The sequence below is a fragment of the Pseudoalteromonas sp. KJ63-1 genome (assembly GCF_055808145.1).
The window spans coordinates 772,419-790,427 of record NZ_CM147855.1; the positions used below are offsets into that span (position 1 = coordinate 772,419).

Annotated in this window: 19 protein-coding genes and 1 pseudogene; 9 read left to right on the forward strand and 11 right to left on the reverse strand. The window is 40.2% G+C overall.

What is annotated here, in order from left to right; genetic code table 11:
• Positions 1 to 129 precede the first annotated feature (129 nt).
• The 4 genes and pseudogenes from hemL to AC0L7Q_RS03590 form a co-directional block, all read right to left on the reverse strand.
• A complete protein-coding gene (gene hemL / locus AC0L7Q_RS03575) occupies positions 130 to 1,410 on the reverse strand; it encodes a glutamate-1-semialdehyde 2,1-aminomutase (RefSeq protein WP_413401398.1) in 1,281 nt (426 codons plus the stop codon).
• Between the two features lie 38 nt (positions 1,411 to 1,448).
• Positions 1,449 to 2,464, reverse strand: a pseudogene (locus AC0L7Q_RS03580) (aspartate carbamoyltransferase).
• 112 nt (positions 2,465 to 2,576) lie between these two features.
• On the reverse strand, positions 2,577 to 3,011 hold the full coding sequence (locus tag AC0L7Q_RS03585) for a CopD family protein (protein ID WP_008111866.1): 435 nt from the start codon (positions 3,009 to 3,011) through the stop codon (positions 2,577 to 2,579).
• Positions 3,012 to 3,027: 16 nt separating this feature from the next.
• Positions 3,028 to 4,710: a chloride channel protein gene (locus AC0L7Q_RS03590; RefSeq protein ID WP_413401400.1), complete on the reverse strand. Its 1,683-nt coding sequence runs from the start codon at positions 4,708 to 4,710 to the stop codon at positions 3,028 to 3,030.
• 238 nt (positions 4,711 to 4,948) lie between these two features.
• On the opposite strand from AC0L7Q_RS03590, the gene erpA reads away from it, so the two are divergent.
• The gene (gene erpA / locus AC0L7Q_RS03595; protein ID WP_002958911.1) at positions 4,949 to 5,287 is read left to right on the forward strand and encodes an iron-sulfur cluster insertion protein ErpA; all 339 of its coding nucleotides are present in this window, start codon (positions 4,949 to 4,951) and stop codon (positions 5,285 to 5,287) included.
• Between the two features lie 59 nt (positions 5,288 to 5,346).
• Here erpA and AC0L7Q_RS03600 read toward each other — a convergent pair whose 3' ends face one another.
• From AC0L7Q_RS03600 to AC0L7Q_RS03610, 3 genes are all read right to left on the reverse strand, one after another.
• Positions 5,347 to 6,192, reverse strand: coding sequence for an IS3 family transposase (locus AC0L7Q_RS03600; protein ID WP_409425547.1), 846 nt, complete (start codon positions 6,190 to 6,192; stop codon positions 5,347 to 5,349).
• Entirely contained in the window at positions 6,189 to 6,689 is a 501-nt protein-coding gene (locus tag AC0L7Q_RS03605) for a transposase (RefSeq protein WP_409424004.1), read from the reverse strand. The genes AC0L7Q_RS03600 and AC0L7Q_RS03605 overlap by 4 nt, the downstream gene beginning before the upstream one ends.
• A gap of 80 nt (positions 6,690 to 6,769) precedes the next feature.
• The gene (locus tag AC0L7Q_RS03610; protein WP_036979680.1) at positions 6,770 to 6,958 is read right to left on the reverse strand and encodes a hypothetical protein; all 189 of its coding nucleotides are present in this window, start codon (positions 6,956 to 6,958) and stop codon (positions 6,770 to 6,772) included.
• Between the two features lie 365 nt (positions 6,959 to 7,323).
• On the opposite strand from AC0L7Q_RS03610, the gene AC0L7Q_RS03615 reads away from it, so the two are divergent.
• Positions 7,324 to 7,563 carry a helix-turn-helix domain-containing protein gene (locus AC0L7Q_RS03615; protein WP_008111877.1) on the forward strand — a complete coding sequence of 80 codons (240 nt, stop codon included), beginning with the start codon at positions 7,324 to 7,326 and terminating at the stop codon, positions 7,561 to 7,563.
• A 72-nt stretch (positions 7,564 to 7,635) separates the two neighbouring features.
• Here AC0L7Q_RS03615 and AC0L7Q_RS03620 read toward each other — a convergent pair whose 3' ends face one another.
• Genes AC0L7Q_RS03620 through AC0L7Q_RS03635 form a run of 4 tightly spaced genes read right to left on the reverse strand, consistent with a single transcriptional unit; the run spans position 7,636 to position 11,396 of the window.
• A complete protein-coding gene (locus tag AC0L7Q_RS03620) occupies positions 7,636 to 9,012 on the reverse strand; it encodes an AmpG family muropeptide MFS transporter (protein ID WP_413401402.1) in 1,377 nt (458 codons plus the stop codon).
• A gap of 51 nt (positions 9,013 to 9,063) precedes the next feature.
• Complete coding sequence (locus AC0L7Q_RS03625) at positions 9,064 to 9,684, reverse strand: peptidylprolyl isomerase (RefSeq protein ID WP_178955357.1); 621 nt, start codon at positions 9,682 to 9,684, stop codon at positions 9,064 to 9,066.
• A gap of 2 nt (positions 9,685 to 9,686) precedes the next feature.
• The gene (locus AC0L7Q_RS03630; RefSeq protein WP_008111881.1) at positions 9,687 to 10,247 is read right to left on the reverse strand and encodes a YajG family lipoprotein; all 561 of its coding nucleotides are present in this window, start codon (positions 10,245 to 10,247) and stop codon (positions 9,687 to 9,689) included.
• Positions 10,248 to 11,396 (reverse strand): methyltransferase, encoded by a 1,149-nt coding sequence (locus AC0L7Q_RS03635; protein ID WP_413401403.1) that lies wholly within the window; start codon positions 11,394 to 11,396, stop codon positions 10,248 to 10,250.
• 43 nt (positions 11,397 to 11,439) lie between these two features.
• Between AC0L7Q_RS03635 and AC0L7Q_RS03640 the strand changes: the two genes are divergently transcribed.
• The 7 genes from AC0L7Q_RS03640 (at position 11,440) to AC0L7Q_RS03670 (ending at position 17,999) form a co-directional block, all read left to right on the forward strand.
• Positions 11,440 to 12,039 (forward strand): alpha-ketoglutarate-dependent dioxygenase AlkB family protein, encoded by a 600-nt coding sequence (locus AC0L7Q_RS03640; protein ID WP_010391085.1) that lies wholly within the window; start codon positions 11,440 to 11,442, stop codon positions 12,037 to 12,039.
• Positions 12,040 to 12,108: 69 nt separating this feature from the next.
• Positions 12,109 to 12,420, forward strand: a complete 312-nt coding sequence (locus AC0L7Q_RS03645; RefSeq protein ID WP_010391086.1) for a BolA family protein — start codon at positions 12,109 to 12,111, stop codon at positions 12,418 to 12,420.
• 108 nt (positions 12,421 to 12,528) lie between these two features.
• Entirely contained in the window at positions 12,529 to 13,722 is a 1,194-nt protein-coding gene (gene fabV / locus AC0L7Q_RS03650; protein ID WP_010391087.1) for an enoyl-ACP reductase FabV, read from the forward strand.
• Positions 13,723 to 14,074: 352 nt separating this feature from the next.
• Positions 14,075 to 15,418, forward strand: a complete 1,344-nt coding sequence (locus AC0L7Q_RS03655) for a Na(+)-translocating NADH-quinone reductase subunit A (protein ID WP_054202028.1) — start codon at positions 14,075 to 14,077, stop codon at positions 15,416 to 15,418.
• A 1-nt stretch (position 15,419) separates the two neighbouring features.
• A complete protein-coding gene (locus AC0L7Q_RS03660; RefSeq protein WP_008111893.1) occupies positions 15,420 to 16,625 on the forward strand; it encodes an NADH:ubiquinone reductase (Na(+)-transporting) subunit B in 1,206 nt (401 codons plus the stop codon).
• Positions 16,618 to 17,367, forward strand: a complete 750-nt coding sequence (locus AC0L7Q_RS03665; RefSeq protein ID WP_413401404.1) for a Na(+)-translocating NADH-quinone reductase subunit C — start codon at positions 16,618 to 16,620, stop codon at positions 17,365 to 17,367. The genes AC0L7Q_RS03660 and AC0L7Q_RS03665 overlap by 8 nt, the downstream gene beginning before the upstream one ends.
• A complete protein-coding gene (locus AC0L7Q_RS03670; protein ID WP_006791491.1) occupies positions 17,367 to 17,999 on the forward strand; it encodes an NADH:ubiquinone reductase (Na(+)-transporting) subunit D in 633 nt (210 codons plus the stop codon). Before AC0L7Q_RS03665 ends, AC0L7Q_RS03670 begins: the two co-directional genes overlap by 1 nt.
• Positions 18,000 to 18,009: the final 10 nt, after the last annotated feature.

Genomic DNA, 18,009 nt, shown 5'->3' on the forward strand with positions numbered 1-18,009 from the left:
AGACCGTATAAAGTCTAATTATTATTCAAATATAAGCGTTTACAAATAAAAAAAGCCCTTTCGGGCTCTTTTCAATTTTATATTATTAATTTGTGTTTTATACGTAATTAATAACGTTATAAAGTGTACTTATAGCTTAGCAAAAGCGCGCTCTGCCGCTTGTATTGTTGCTTGAACTTCTTGCTCTGTGTGCGCAGCACAAACAAAACCAGCTTCAAACGCTGAGGGCGCTAAATAAACCCCTTCTTCAAGCATTAAGTGGAAGAACTTTTTAAAGCGCTCTAAATCACATTCAGTGGCTTGTTGGTAAGTAGTTACTTTTTCTGCATCAGTAAAGAAAAAGCCATACATGCCGCCAGCGTAGTTAGTCGTTAAGGCAATACCTACTTTTTTAGCTGCGGCTTCAAAGCCTTCACAAATCGCTTTACTAATGGCTTCTAGTTTTTCGTGAACGCCAGGTGCGCTAAGTAACTCAAGTGATTTTAAACCTGCAGCCATCGCAATTGGATTTCCTGACAGTGTACCTGCTTGATAAACAGGGCCTACAGGGGCTATGTAATCCATAATTTCTGTTTTACCACCAAACGCGCCTACTGGCATGCCACCACCAATTACTTTACCTAAACAGGTTAAGTCTGGTTTGATGTTGTAGTAAGCCTGAGCGCCACCAAGGGCTACACGAAAACCTGTCATTACTTCGTCAAAAATAAGCACAGATTGGTACTGATCACAGACTTCACGCAGTCCTTCTAAAAAGCCAGGTACTGGTGGGATGCAGTTCATGTTACCTGCAACTGGCTCAACAATAATACACGCGATTTCATCGGCATATTTAGCAAAAATCGCTTTCACTTCTTCAATATTGTTAAACGATACCGTAAGGGTGTGTTTAGCTAAATCTTCAGGAATGCCCGGAGAGTTAGGTACACCCATAGTTAATGCACCAGAGCCGGCTTTTACTAGCAGCGAATCTGCATGGCCGTGGTAACACCCTTCAAACTTTAAAATTTTGTCACGACCAGTAAAGCCACGGGCTAAGCGAATTGCACTCATTGTTGCTTCGGTACCTGAGCTTACCATACGTACTTTTTCGATTGATGGTACTAGCTCTTTAACTTTTTCAGCCATTAAAATTTCAGCTTCGGTAGGTGCACCGTAGCTTAAACCATTTTCTACCGCATCATGCACTGCTTGTTTAATTTCAGGGTGATTGTGGCCCATAATCATTGGACCCCAAGAGCCCACATAATCGATGTAACGGTTGCCATCAGCATCAAATGTAAACGCGCCCTGTGCTTTAGTAATAAACAGCGGAGTACCACCTACACCATTAAAAGCACGCACTGGTGAATTTACGCCACCAGGAATAGAGTCTTGAGCTCGTTTAAATAAGTCTTGGCTAATTGTCATGAAAAATCCTATTATTTTATTACTTTAAAAATAAGAGTTTAGCTGTCGCGTTTGCGGCTAAACCAAGGTACGTCTACTTCATACTGCTCGACTTTGTTTTCTACGCCAAGGGTTAAAGCAAACAGTGCCATACGAATGAGTACGCCATTTTGTACTTGGCGGAATATTGCTAGATTGTCGTTAGCATTTAAGTCGTTATCAAGTTCGTTTGCCTCTAAACGGCTATCGCGAGGAAGCGGATGCATTAATACCGAATTAGGTTTGCAATGGCTATTGTAAATAGACTGGCTAATTCTAAATCCACCACGATACTTGTTGGCTTCCTCTTGAGACGGAAAACGCTCTTCTTGGATACGTGTTTGATAAACAATATCGGCCGCTAAGTTACCTTCCATTTTATCAACCAGTTCAATTTTATGTCCTGCATTTTCAACGGCAGATAAAATTGAGTCAGGCATTTGCAAGCCATTAGGGGCAACCATCGAAAACTTAATATCTTTATAATGGCATAATAACTTTGATAGCGAGTGAACGGTACGGCCATATTTTAAATCGCCAACTAGCGCAATATGCATACCATCAATATTTTGATCGAAGCGGTTAAGCTCACGCTCAATAGTTAATAAATCAAGCAGTGCTTGAGTAGGGTGCTCATTGGGGCCATCGCCACCGTTTATTACTGGTACGCTGCAGCCTGTTGCAAATTCAGCTACGGAGCCTGAGTCTGGGTGGCGCATTGCAACCGCATCAGCATAGGCTGAAATAACACGTGCGGTATCATATAAAGACTCGCCCTTAGCAAGCGCTGAGCTTTGCATACCGGTGGTTTCACGAACTAGTCCACCGAGTAAGTTAAACGCAGTGCCAAAACTAACACGAGTACGCGTACTAGGTTCAAAAAACAGGTTCGCTAAAATAGCGCCTTCAAGCACATTGGTACGCTTTTGTTTTTTAGCGTATGGCTCCATTTTTTTGCCACAGTAAATATACGTTCAATACAGTCTCGATCGAGTTGATTAACAGAGAGTATATTTTCACCTTGGAAACTGAACATGGGGTTATTCCTAGTTATTCAAAAAGGCGCGATAATCCATAAAGGAGCACGCAATCGCGCGTATTATACAAACTTAGTTTGCGACTTGGCAGTGTAATTTATAATCCTGTATTTAAAAGCTTGGCTTAATTATGGCTAAAGCAACTATAACTAGTAACGCTAAAACAGGTAGCTCGTTGAAAATTCGGTAAAACCGATCGCTTTTAGTATTTCTATCGTGTTTAAAATCAGCTAATAACTTGAAACAGTAGCCATGATAAATGTATAAAATGATCACCAGCACTAGTTTGTAATGCAACCACATGCTGTAACGAAACCATTCGCGGCCGTATTCAAAGATGGTTAACACGCCAAATACTGCGGTAAGCACAGCAAAGGGAGTAACAAAATAAAGTAGCCGACGTTCCATTACTTTTAGCATTGAGTTACACGATTTTTCTTCACTCATAGCGTGATAAACAAAAAGGCGAGGTAGGTAAAAAATACCGGCAAACCAAGCAATCATAAAAAATACGTGCAAGGTTTTGTAAATTAATAATGCGCTCATACTGTTCTCATTATTGTTAAAGTAAACTGTTGCGTATGGTTAGAATATGATGGATTTGATCCCACCGTAGTAATCCCATAATTTGTTGATTATCTAGCAAGTTATACACATAAAGCGCGCCACTGCGCTTATCATTTAAAATTTCAAAGGCATCTGCAAGGGTGGCTTGGCTGCTAATACCTTGTAAGCTAATGTATTTTATATTGACCGCCTGATCAGACATTAAACTTAAGTCATATTCGGCTAGGCGATAACCATTTTCTTCGTCAAACACAATTAACGGTGTTTGGCTGTCCATGGCATCTAGGCTGTTTTTTATTTGCTCTTTATCATCGGAGTAGAGCAGTTTAAAGTCTTCATCCATATCATCCATCACCCCTACTTTTTGTAGGGCTTCAGTGGCGGGAGACACATGGTAAGGTAATCCCTGAAAGTCTAATTGCTGTAAAAATATTGAGCGGTTACCAAATACCTGCAAAGCTGTAACGTAGGCGGTGGTAATGACGATCATCGCCGGTACAATAATTTCCGGTGAAGAGGTCAGCTCCATTACTGTGGTCAGTGCTGCTAAGGGAGAGTGCAACGTTGCTGCCAGTAAGCCTGCCATGCCGAGTACCCCATAAGTACCAGCTATGTCAGTCCCAGGGCTAATAAACTGAGCAAAAAATGCCATTAAAGTACCGGTTAAAACGCCCAGCCCAATAACCGGACCTATCAACCCACCAGGAATACCTAAGCCAATAGCAAATAAGGTGGCTAATAACTTAGCAATTAAAATAGTGGTGAGTAGTTGCATGTTTTCAGGTGACTCAACCGCAATGGTTATCGCACTCATACCCGAGCCCATTGCTTGTGGAACTGCATAGGCAATTAAGCTGGCAATACACCCTGCAATAATTAAACGTGGAAACATACTTAGTGGTTTAAAGGTTTTAATAATTAGCATTAAGTTTTGATTAAAAGCATAAGCCACCGCGCCCAGTCCCATGCCGCACAAAATTAAATAGGGATAATGCCAACCACTTAGAGGCGCAATGCTTATTAGCGCAAGTTCTGAGCCTTCACCAAATACAAATTGAGTGGCTAATGCACCGGTAACGGCTGCGAGCATTATCGGCACAAAAATATGTACTTTGTATTCTCTGAGCACCACTTCCATTACAAAAATAACCGCAGCAAGAGGGGTATTGAACGATGCAGCAATACCCGCAGCAACGCCACATCCACTGAGGGTACGCATAGCGTTGTGAGGTAAGTGTAATTTATTCGCTAATATGCTTGCCCCCGCTGCCCCCATGTGAACTGATGGGCCTTCGCGGCCAACAGAAAAACCGCTGATCAGCGCCAGTGCTCCACCAACAAACTGATTAACCGTGTTATACAGTGGCATTTGCCCGTAATGGCGCTTAATTCTGTGTATTACAAAAGGAATACCTAAGCGGTAATGTTTAAATCCAGTGAAAGCCGCAAATGTAGCTATTAATAACGCTGCAACTAAAGGCATTAATATCCGCTCTAAAGTGGGTAGGGTGGTAAAATCGTCAGGGGTTTCTAGAAATAAACTTTGAAAAAATAAAATGGTTAAACGAAACAGTATAATAAAAAATGCAGCAATTAATCCGGCACTTACGCCTAATAAGCATAATTGTACGGATGTTTTTGGTTTTGCTAATCGACGTCTCAGTCGCTCAAGCCACATGCTTTATTTCCCCGTAGCATTTTTAGGCGTCAAGTTTATCAAAATAGTCTAGGGAAGTCCTTGAGATTTTTAACAACAGATTCATTTAAATTTAATTTATACTGCTCCTATTCACAGAGTGAGCTAAACAAGCCATGTTAGCATTTGAGCGTGAAAGCATAGATTAACTATACTTGATTAAAATACTCAGGTATTAGATAATCTCGTGCATTAGTATTAAGGTATTGAGGGTTATAAGATGTCTGAAGAATTACCCATTAAGTTTAGCGACGCAGCCGCTGTGCGTGTTAAACAGTTAATCGACGAAGAAGAAAACCCAGATCTAAAACTGCGTGTTTATGTCACAGGCGGTGGGTGTTCAGGTTTTCAATACGGTTTTACTTTTGATGAAAAAGCGAATCCTGGCGATTTAGAAATTGTTAAAAACGGGGTTACCTTAGTCATTGACCCTATGAGTATCCAATATTTAGTTGATGGCGAAGTTGACTACACCGAAGGGTTAGAAGGGGCGCGCTTTTTTGTCTCTAATCCTAATGCGACCACCACATGTGGCTGTGGTGCTAGTTTTAGCGTATAAAAATATCGTTATCCAAAAAAACCGCTTAATGAAGTGACCCCATAAAGTTGGACTCATTTCTAAGCGGCTGCCAAGGCCTGATTTCGATACTGTATCGGACTCAGGCCTTTTAGTTTCAGTTTAATACGCTCATTGTTGTAATAGTGGATATATTCTTTAATGTTTTCAATAAGATCATTCACGTCTTTAAACGTTTCGTTGTGGTACATCTCGCTCTTCAATATGCCGAAGAAGTTCTCAGCAACCGCATTATCTAAACAATTTCCTTTTCTAGACATACTTTGTTGCAATCCTTTTTCCTTAAGGTGATTTTGATATTGTTTGTTTTGATATTGCCACCCTTGATCTGAGTGTACAACTGGCTTTTCATTTGGCTTCAACCTAGCAGTTGCTGTTTTAAGCATGTCAGTTACCAAAGGGAGTGCAACGGATTTTCTGACTTCGTAACTGATTACCTCTTGGTTGAATAGGTCAATCATAGGCGATAGATATACCTTCTCATTATCCACTTTAAACTCCGTCACATCCGTCACCCATTTTTGATTTGGCTTCTGCGCAGTAAACTCGCGGTTAAGCGTATTTTCTGCGATTTTACCCACTTCACCTTTATAGGATTTATAGCGCTTAGGCCTTACTTTTGACTTGAGTCCTAACTCATTCATCAACCGTTGAACGCGCTTATGATTAACAAATACTCCCATTGCTCTCAGGGCACTCGTAATTCTGCGATAGCCATATCGCCCTTTATGCGCGTGATAAATATCACGTATTTTTACCAGTAAATCATTGCTTGCACAGGGTTGCTTACAAGTAGTGCGATGATAATAGTAAACACTCTTTGGCAGCCCTGTAGCCTTTAAAAGGTGTCGTAAGCTATGCTTTGCCTTGAACTCTTCGACGACTATCGTTTTGTCTTTGCTTTTTTCTTTCTGGCTTGAGCCAAGGCTTCTAACTTTTTTAGCACATCATTCTCAGCTCGTAAGTATGCTAGTTCTTCTCGTAACTCCTCCTCAGTCATTTGCTCTACTAGTTTTGATGAAGAAGAATTATTTGTCATGAATGGCTTACCTTTTCTCTGTGGTTTAAGACGTGATATACCATCACGAGCATAAAGCTTTTGCCATTGAAAAAGAATGCCTGGGGACGATAAATCGAAGAAAGCACTGGTATAACCGAGTGACCAACTGTTTGCTGTCATCGCTTTTAACACTTCAGCCTTAAATGCTAGAGAATAAGGTTTGTGAACAGACCTGAAGCTTTCAGCGCCATGAATTCGATAAATAGCGGTCCAATATCGGACCTGCCTGTCTGTAACATTAAATCTGTTACTTACCGCCGAAGAGCTTTCAGACAAAGCGAGTTCAGCTATTTTGAGCTTGAAAGCTCGGTGATGTTTGGACATAAAAAGACCCCCAGTAATTGGAATGTCCAACTATTGGGGGTCACTTCATAATAAGCGGTTTTTTTATATGTTCAAAAAAATTATAACTCAGTTGGGCTGTACTCTGTTATTTGCATCATTAACACAAAAAAACCAAGTACAAACGCTGAGAAAACTAAAATATAGATAAATCCTTTTTTACCCTGTTTTATTGGAATTGCATAATGGCGTAAAAAAAAGTACCAACCTAAGCACAAAATAATAGGCAGTAAAAAGAGTAGTCTAAACATGATTTAACCTCTTTAAGTTAGGGTCAATAGACCCTAATAATAAACAGCTTATATTTAAATGAAACAAAAAAGTTATAAAATATTTAACCTTATTCAGACTTAGTAAATATTTGTTGTTAGACTTTAATCGCAGAATTACTAATTAATCATTCAGATCAATGGTGAATGGTATATAATGTATCCAAGAATGAGACGGGCAAGGTTTCATTTTTACAATAATAAAGAGTTAATACATATTTGAGAATCTTTTTTGTTTGAATTGTAAGCGTTTACACTGTGTCTTAGTTAGTCTCAGTGGGCTTACAATGTTGACGGCATTGAGCACTTTGCAATATGTATAGTTAAACAACGAGTAGGAGTTGTATATGATGGGTAAAACCGTATCTTCGGAAGAAAATGCAAAGCTAACAAAGTGGCTTAAAACTAAGCGCCATGAAAAAGGCTATACAATGCGCAGCTTAGCGCAAATATTGGGTACGCCACATTCTTTTATTGGCAAAATAGAAAACCAAGAACGTCGCTTAGATGTGATTGAGTTTGTTCGCTATTGCAATGCATTAGAAGTTGACCCGTATGAAGCATTAAGCTTAATTAAAGCTGATTAACGCTTTTAGGCTGTAATCGTAAAGTTAAACCTAACGTCTACAGCTAATACTAATGCAGGGATGCATTAGGTATTACCTATTATGATAATTTTGCTCTAATGCATATAGTTTGTGCCTAATTAGATATAAAAATATCAATGAAGGTAAAACCATAAGTGCTGTTAAAACAAAAAATAATGACCAATTTCCCATCAGCCAATCATCAATAACTACGCCACTATAACTCGATAATAACGTACGCCCTAAGTTACCCAATGATGCCAGTAGCGCATAATGAGTGGCGCTAAATGCTCTGTCACACAGCATAGATATAAAGGCAACCATCGCCACTAAAGACCAAGCTTGGGTAAAGCCATCAACTACAATTGCCATTGCATATAAGTGTTCCTGCGGTCCTGCTAAGGCAATCCAAGAAAACATTAAGTTAGATGCAGCCATGGCGATACCACTTATAAATAGGCCTTTTACTATGCCATATTTGTGGTTAAAAATACTGCCTAAAAAGGCAAATACGATAGTGATTAAACCCGTGCCTAGCTTGGAGTAATTTGCTATCTGAGTATTACTAAAGCCCACTTCCTTATAAAATACAATCGACATGCGTGCTAAAAATGCTTCACCAATTTTAAATAAGAAAATAAACGCCAGCAGTGCTAGTGCAGTTTTAACCCCATTTTTAGCAAAAAAGGTTTTAAATGGGTCAACCACGGTGACACCCAGCCATGCGAGTATTTTCGTTAGTGGTGTTTGTTTGCTTGCCGCAAGCTTTTCAAGATAAACACGCTCTAGCTCGGCATGAACAGCTTCACGGTTTGATTTTGGTTCTTTAGCCCAAAACACACAGCTAATTAATAAAAGCATAATCGCAGATAAAAAATAATAGATCTGTGGCCAGTCAATATTTGGCATATCAGCCATATAAAAGGGCACAGCCCCTAATAAAGCATAACCTGTCCACCAACCAGATGTAGCCATTGCGGCGGCTGCGGTAGCTTTGTGAGATTCATTTTCACTAAGGGTGTCAATTCGAAAGGCATCTATAGCAATATCTTGCGTCGCAGAGGCTATGGCGATCAGTAAGCAAAGTGCGGCGGCAATCGCTAGGTTTGCTTTTAAATCAAGTCCTGCAAGTAGTAACGTGCCAAGTAAAATAAAGCTTTGGCAAAACAAGATCCAACTGCGGCGCTGACCAAGCCAGTTGTACAGAAAGGGCAGTTTAGTGCGGTCTATTAAAGGCGACCATAAAAAATTGATACTGTAGGCACCAAACACAATGCCAAATAGGCCAATCATGCTGCGACTCAAACCTTCATCTTTAAGCCAAGCCGACATTACCGAACCAATTAACACCCACGGAAAGCCACTGCTCATTCCAAATATAAAAACATTAATTAAACGTTTATCTTTAAAATAAGAAAAGTATTCTCGAACGGAAAGTGTGCTATTCATAAGGGCTCATTGGCTCATTGAAAGAGCAGCCAAAGCTACTCTGATAAAAAGTTATAAAGGAACTTGTTCAAGCACCTTGATATTTAATATAACAACCGGTTTTTCAGGGACAAAGTTGTAGCCAATTTTGTCATTAAAACCCGTTTTTACAGCCATGATTTTATCGAGCGTCTCATAACCTTCCATAACACTGCCAAACACGGCAAATCCCCAATCTCGCCCTGGATTTAAATGGTCATTGTCATCCATGTTAAAAAAGAACTGACGCGTTCCTGAGTGTGGTTCTCGATCTTGATAGGCCATAGCAATGCTATACATATCGTTAGTTAAGCCGTTACCGCTTTCATTAAAAATAGGGTCGTTTTCATGCAGGCCATCGTAATCTTTATCATAACCACCGCCTTGAATTACAAAATCACGATCATTTTCTACATCGCGTTCTACACGATGAAACACACTGCCTTGATAGCTTTTATCAGACACGTAAGTCAAAAAGTTATTGACCGTAATAGGGGCTCTTGAGCGGTCTAGCTCAACCACAATACTGCCCAACGATGTCACAATTTCTACTCGAGGGAAAATATTATCTTTTTGCACAAAGCGGCCTTCTTGTGCCGCTAAACTATTTACGCTAAAAAGTAAGCTTACGCAGATTAAAAAAAGTTGCTTCATTATTAACCTTCTAAAAATGCAATTAATTCAGGGTCAGATACAATGCGGGTAATTAACTGCTCAGTCAACTTATTGAGCTGACCTTCAATTTTTGCCCTATCATGACCAAGTGGTCCAGATAAATTAGCATTACCGCTATAACGCTTACTGAAATTACTGGTTGGGCGAATCACCCGTACTTCAAATTCAATCTTGGCATCACTGGTATGGCTCATTAGCTTTTCTGTAACCACAGCTTGCAGTGCGTGAATATCTAACTCAAAACGTAATTGCGCTAAATTAGAAATGCTAGCGCCATTGCGACTAAGCGCACTGTCTAATGCACTTTTAACTGACTCAGTAATACCCGTGCTGGCAATGGTTTTTGTTTTGCTTGATTCAATAAGCTTTAAGGTTGCACTGTCACCACGTAAATCAATCACGCTGGTGTTTAAGCTGTTATTGATTGAGCTTATTTGTCCACTTTTATAGACGGGATTGAGAATAAGCTGATTAGGCTGATTGGCACATCCCGAAAAAACCACTAAAGTACAACAGCTCAATAATATCTTTATGAGTTTCATTTATAACGTTCCACTATTTTTAGTTGCGCTGAGTACCACAAACTTTTTATTAGAGCCTAATAAAGTACAGTTACCAAACATACGGTTTAGTTTGTCATGATAATCTAAATGACGATTGCCAATAATACGCAGCTCGCCACCTTCTTTTAATGTGTCTTTTGCTTGTTTAAACATTTGCCACGCGATGTGGTCGGTAACCGCTTGTGCTTGGTGAAATGGCGGATTACACAATACAATATCGGCACTTTCACGTTCAAAGTCGGTTAAACAATCATTCTCTATAAAGGTACATTGTTCAAACTTGTCTTCCATGTTTAATTCAATGTTGAGTCGAGCTGATTCAACCGCCATATACGACTCATCAACAAAGCTAATACGAGCATTAGGGCAGCGCGCTAATGTCATTAAGCCAACCACGCCATTACCACAGCCTAAATCTATAATATTTTTGGCTTTATTTGTTTGTGGCAAATAATTAAAAAAGAAGCGCGCACCTATATCAAGTGAATCACGCGAAAACACATTTGCATGATTACTTATTGTAAAATCAGTGCCTTCAAGTGGCCAGCTGACTGGGAAATCTGCGCCTTTATAACCGCCAGCGGCTTGGCTAATAATTAAACGTGATTTTTTTACTGCAAGACTTGTTTTCGTCTCACCAATAAAGTTTTCAAATGCTTTAATAGTAGAGTTATGCACGTCTTTAGTTTTTGCAGCACCAATAACTGGCGTATCTGGCGCGAGCACCTCGCTTAATTCAGATAGCTGATATTGTAAAAAAGCCAACGTGCGTGGTACTTTTACCAACACTAGGTCTACTTGCTCAGGTAGAGCCGATAAACTATCAAGCTGGCTAAACGCAGTCGTCGCGATTTTGTTTTCCGCTAAGTTATAAGCAGCTGCCTGATGGCTAATATATGAGTCGTTTACTGAACAAACTGTTAATTGTTGCTTGCTAAAGTAACAGCTAAGTGCACCAAAACTGTCGTTTAAGATCAGTAACGAGCGACAATCAAGGTAGTGTTCATTAACATAGTCAATAAGGTATTCGTCTGCTGAATCCCACGCTTGTAAGCTGCGGTTTTTTTGATCCAAAGGAAAGCGTTCAAGAGTAAAAGTGTTATCGCCGAGCGTAGCTTGCGTAGTCATAATAGTTTAATGATCGGTAATCAAATGATAGGTAAATTCTAACATGCAACCGCCAAACGCCAACCCCCAACTGTTACCAAATGGCTTTTCTTATCAAAGTAAGGTACTTAGCGCACAAAAAAGCCTCGATTTATTTTATTATTTGCAGCAAAACCTAAATTGGCAACAGCCAAACATTACAGTGTTTGGTAAAACGGGGCCAATACCTAGGCTACAATGTTTTATCAGCGAAGAAAATCTTGAGTACGGTTATTCTGGGCATAAACTCGACTTAGAGCCTTGGCCAGACGTATTACTTGCCATGCGAACACGTTTAGAAAATCACCTACAGCAACCATTTAACTCAATTTTGGTTAATTATTATCGGGATGGCCACGATTGTATGGGTTGGCATAGCGATGACGAGGCTGAGCTAGGGCCTGAGCCTACCATAGCGTGTGTGTCGCTTGGTGCAGAGCGGTTATTTAAACTTAAACACAAAGTAAGCAACAGCATTACTAACATCAAATTACAAAGTGGTAGTTGTTTAATAATGAACGGACAGAGCCAACAAAATTACCAACATGCGTTGCCTAAACAAACTACGCTTAAACACCCGCGGATAAGTTTAACGTTTCGCTATATTAATAATAGTTTCAGTTAAATAGCATTAGCCATGGTGTAGCCGCAGTTGTTATAGTAACCATATAACTGAATTTTGAGGGTGGTTTTTATGTCAATGCAACAACAAATACGTGACAAGCTAGCAAATGCTATTGCGTGTAAGCATTTAAATGTTATTAACGAAAGCCATATGCACAGTGCGGGGACTGAATCTCACTTTAAAGTGATTGTAGTCAGTGAAGAATTCGCTGGTAAGCGATTATTGCAGCGTCATCGTGAAATTAATGAAATTTTAAAAGATGAGCTGGCAAATCATATTCATGCGCTTGCTATGCACACTTACACTCCTGAGGAATTTACAGAGCACGACGGCGAAGCGCCGCAGTCACCTAATTGCATGGGCGGCTCAAAAGTTGGATAACAGGTAATAGTGGATTGGTTTGAGCAGTGAGTAACTGATCAGATCAGTTTTTTTGTTTTAGCCTTTAAACTAGCGCTAATTTTTATTGTAAAAGATATAGGATGATCAATGGTCATTAAGCCTAAAATTCGCGGATTTATCTGCACCAATGCACACCCAGTTGGCTGTGCAGAGCATGTTCAAGAACAAATTAATTATGTTAAGCAACAAGGGGCATTAAAAAATGCGCCTAAAAATGTATTAGTTATTGGTGCGTCTACAGGTTATGGCCTTGCATCTCGTATTACCGCTGCATTTGGTGGTGGCGCTAAAACATTGGGTGTGTTCTTTGAAAAAGAAGGCACTGAACGTAAAACAGGCTCTGCGGGTTGGTACAACACGGCGGCATTTCAAGCAGCCGCTGAAGCTGAAGGCTTATGGTCTAAAAATATTAATGGTGATGCGTTTTCTAACGAAATCAAACAAAAAACAATCGACACCATTAAAGCTGAATTAGGTAAGGTTGACTGTATTATTTACAGCTTAGCATCACCTCGTCGTACTGATCCAAATACAGGGGAAGTGTTTTCTTCAACACTTAAGCCTATTGGTAATGCAGTAACCACTAAAAACTTAAATACGTCAAAGCGTGAAATTGATGAAGTAACTGTTGAAGCAGCAAACCAAGACGATATCGACAACACCATTAAAGTAATGGGTGGCGAAGACTGGGAAATGTGGATTGACGCCCTTAAAGACGCTGATGTACTAGCAGATAACTTTAAAACAACGGCTTACACATACATTGGTAAAGAACTAACTTGGCCAATATATGGACATGCAACCATAGGTAAGGCAAAAGAAGACCTAGACCGTGCCACTGCAGCTATTAAAGCCGCTACCCAAGATTTAAATGGCGAAGCTTACGTTTCTTCACTTAATGCGGTTGTTACCCAAGCAAGCTCGGCAATCCCAATAATGCCGCTTTACATTTCGGCACTATTTAAAGTGATGAAGGCTGATGGCACTTACGAGGGCACAATTGAGCAAATTCATGCGTTATTTAATGAAAACCTATACGGTGATTCACCACGTTTTGATGAGGGCGGACATTTATTCCAAAACTACAAAGAGCTGGAAGATGACGTTCAAGCACGTGTTCAAACTATTTGGGATAGTGTAGACACAAGTTCAATTGATGAGCTTACCGATTACGTGGGCTACCATAATGAGTTTTTACGCCTGTTTGGTTTTGGCATTGATACGGTTGATTACGAGCAAGATGTTAACCCTGTTGCGCCAATTGCAAATATGATTGATTAATCTGTAGCTAGTAATGCAATTTTGAAAAAGTCGCCTAGTGCGACTTTTTTGTTTTTTAGCCTTGATTTGAAAAAAATTTGCTATTTGTTGGTTTATTTACCACTTTGGTCTAGCTTGTATTTTATTAATTATGAATTACAAAACTAAATAAACGTTTCTCTCGTATAATTTTCATAAATACACTCGCATAGTCAGTCACAATAATGTTAAAATCAAAGCAATATGTGAGGAGTTTTACTGCGCTGCTTGTTTGGTATCTATAGCGAGTCATTTTATAGCTTGCAATAATACAAATAGCGGCGTGGTTGGTACGATTTTTCAGTTTCTTTCCGTTAATGTAGTGCAAGTGCGTATGATCAATATAAAAAAAGGTCTGGATTTACCCTTAGAGGGCGCACCTCAGCAAGTTATTCATGATGGTTCTGCCGTCAAACGTGTAGCTGTGCTAGGTGAAGAGTTTATCGGTATGCGTCCAACCATGCATGTTCGTGTGGATGACCAAGTCAAAAAAGGCCAGGTACTTTTTGAAGATAAAAAGAACCCAGGCGTATTATTTACTGCACCAGCTTCTGGTACAGTAAAAGAAATTAATCGCGGTGCTAAACGTGTTCTGCAATCTGTTGTTATTGAAGTAAACGGCAGTGAGCAAATCACCTTTGGTTCTTTCTCGGAAACTGAGCTTAATAGCTTAGACCGTGAAAAAGCTAAAGAAGTACTAGTTCAATCGGGTCAATGGACAGCACTTCGTGCTCGCCCATTTAGTAAAATAGCGGCGTTGGATGCAAATCCTAGCTCTATTTTTGTGACAGCTATCGATACCAATCCACTTGCTGCAGATCCTGCAGTAGTTATTGCTGAAAATGCGAAAGCGTTTGAAGCAGGTTTGGCTGTTGTGTCACGTTTAACCGATGGCAAAGTATTTGTTTGTAAGCAAGCAGGCAGTCAAGTTCCTAGTTCACCTATTGCTCAAGTAGAAGTACATGAGTTTGGTGGCGTGCACCCAGCTGGCCTTGTTGGCACTCATATCCATCACCTTGACCCAGTATCTGCTAGTAAGCAAGTTTGGCACATTGGTTACCAAGACGTTATTGCGTATGGTCACCTTTTCCTTACTGGTGAAATTTACACAGACCGTGTGATTTCGCTTGCAGGTCCGCGTGTTAAGAATCCTCGTTTAGTGAAAACACAATTAGGTGCTTCATTAGATGACTTAGTAGCAGGTGAATTAGAAGACGGTGATAACCGTGTTATTTCTGGTTCTGTACTTGCAGGTGCTACGTCGTCTGGTGTTCATGCATTCTTAGGCCGTTACCACGTTCAAGTATCTGTATTACTTGAAGGTCGCGAAAAAGAGTTGTTTGGCTGGATTGCACCAGGTAGTGATAAATTCTCTGTAACGCGTACATTCTTGTCTCACCTTACACCGAGTCGTTTATTTAAAATGACAACGTCTACAGGCGGTTCAAAACGTGCCATGGTTCCACTTGGAAGCTATGAGCGTGTTATGCCACTTGATATTTTGCCAACGCTTTTATTACGTGACTTATTGTCTCGTGATTTAGACAGTGCAATTTCATTAGGTGCGCTTGAATTAGATGAAGAAGATTTAGCGTTATGCACCTTCGTTTGTCCTGGCAAATACGAGTACGGCGCAGCCCTACGCGATTGCTTAACTACGATCGAGAAGGAAGGCTAAAATGGGCTTAAAAACTTTCTTAGAAGATATCGAACCACATTTTGAACCAGGTGGTAAGCATGAAAAATGGTACGCGCTGTATGAAGCTGCTGCGACTATTTTTTACACGCCAGGTTATGTAAATAAAGGTTCAACTCACGTTCGTGATAACATCGACCTAAAACGCATGATGATTTTAGTGTGGATGGCGACGTTCCCTGCCATGTTCTTTGGTATGTTCAACATTGGTCATCAAGCGGCAATTGCACTTGGTAATGGCTTTGAGCTAGCGAATATTTGGCAAGTAGGTTTATTCCAGTTACTTGGCGGTGAATTAACCGTTGATGCAGGCTGGGGTGCGAAAATGTTCTACGGAGCCTGTTTCTTCCTACCTATTTATGCAACTACCTTTATTGTTGGTGGTTTCTGGGAAGTGTTATTTGCTTCTGTGCGTAAGCATGAAGTTAATGAAGGTTTCTTCGTAACTTCTGTATTGTTCGCATTAATTCTGCCAGCAACGATTCCTTTATGGCAAGTTGCGCTAGGTATTACTTTTGGTGTAGTTATCGCAAAAGAAATATTTGGTGGTACAGGCCGTAACTTCTTAAACCCTGCGCTTGCTGGTCGTGCGTTTTTATTCTTCGCATACCCTGCACAAATTTCAGGTGACACAGTATGGACTGCCGTAGATTCATTCTCTGGCGCGACTATGCTTGGTCAAGCGTTTGCTGGAACGTTAAATTACGCGACTGATATCGAGCTTTGGTGGAATGCGTTTTACGGATTCATTCAAGGTTCTATGGGTGAAACGTCTACACTAGCTGTACTTATTGGTGGTTTATTCCTAATTTACGTGCGCATCGCGTCTTGGCGTATCGTGCTAGGTGTATTCCTAGGTATGGTAGTAACCTCATCAATACTGAACACCATTGGTTCTGAAACTAATGCAATGTTTGCTATGCCTTGGTACTGGCACATGGTATTAGGTGGTTTTGCATTCGGTATGTTCTTTATGGCAACTGACCCTGTATCTGCTGCATTTACTGATAAAGGTAAATTAGCATACGGTGCGCTTATTGGCTTTATGGTTATCATGATCCGTGTTGTTAACCCTGCATACCCAGAGGGCATCATGCTAGCAATCTTATTTGCTAACTTGTTTGCACCTTTATTCGATCACTTTGTAGTGCAAGCTAATATCAAGCGGAGGTTGGCACGTAATGTCTAGTAATAACGAATCAATTGGCAAAACGCTAGCTGTTGTTGTCTCATTATGTTTAGTGTGTGCAGTTATTGTATCACTAACATCTGTACAACTTCGCCCTCTGCAAAAAGCAAATAAAGCAAAAGATATTCAAAGCAATATCTTAGCTGCTGCTGGTATTGGCAAAGTTGATAACGTTGCCGAAACGTTTGATGCTAAAATCGAAACTCGCTTTGTTGATATGCAAAGTGGTGAGTTTGCTGAGCCGGTAGAAGATTTTGACTTTGAAAAAAGCAAATACGATGCTGAGTTAAGTAAATCTTTAAAAGAGAATGGTATTAAGGACATCGCCGGTATTCAGCGTATTACCAAGCGTGCGCCTGTTTATATCTCTAAAAAAGACGATGGCTCTACTGATGCAATCATCCTTCCTATTCAGGGTTATGGTTTATGGGGTTTAATGTACGGTTTTATCTCGCTTGAAAGCGATGGCGAAACTATTAAAGACATCATTTTCTACAAACATAACGAAACACCTGGTTTAGGTGGTGAAATTCAAAACCCACAGTGGACTGCAACGTGGGAAGGTAAAGAGTTACCAATCCAAATCGTTAAAGGGACTGCAGCCGGTGATGAGCATAAGATCGACGGTCTTTCAGGTGCTACATTAACGTCTAATGGTGTTGACCATGCAGTTGATTTTTGGACTGGCGAAAATGGCTTTGGCCCTTTCCTTGCGAAAGTACGTAAAGGAGCATTGAACTAATGGCTGATACTAAAGAAATGAAGGCGGTCCTATTTGGTCCAGTTTTCGCTAACAACCCAATCGCATTACAAGTACTGGGTATTTGTTCTGCGCTAGCGGTAACGTCTAGCTTAAAAAATGCATTAATCATGTCAATTGCATTGACCTTGGTAACTGCATTCTCTAGCCTTTTTATCTCGACTATTCGTAACCATATCCCATCATCAGTACGTATCATCGTACAGATGACGATTATTGCATCATTAGTAATCGTGGTTGACCAAGTACTACAAGCTTTCTCTTACGCTACGGCAAAAGAGTTATCAGTATTCGTTGGTCTAATCATTACTAACTGTATCGTAATGGGTCGTGCTGAAGCTTATGCAATGAAGTCGCCGCCATTAATGTCTTTCCTTGATGGTATAGGTAATGGCTTAGGTTACTCTGTAGTGTTACTTACTGTTGGCTTTATTCGTGAGTTATTCGGTAAAGGTTCACTGTTCGGTGTTGATATTATTCCATTAGTACAAAATGGTGGTTGGTACCAACCTATGGGTCTATTGATCTTACCACCGAGTGCATTCTTCATCATTGGTTTATTCATTTGGGTACTTCGTACTTATAAGAAAGACCAAGTAGAAGCTAAAGCGTAAGGGGCGATAA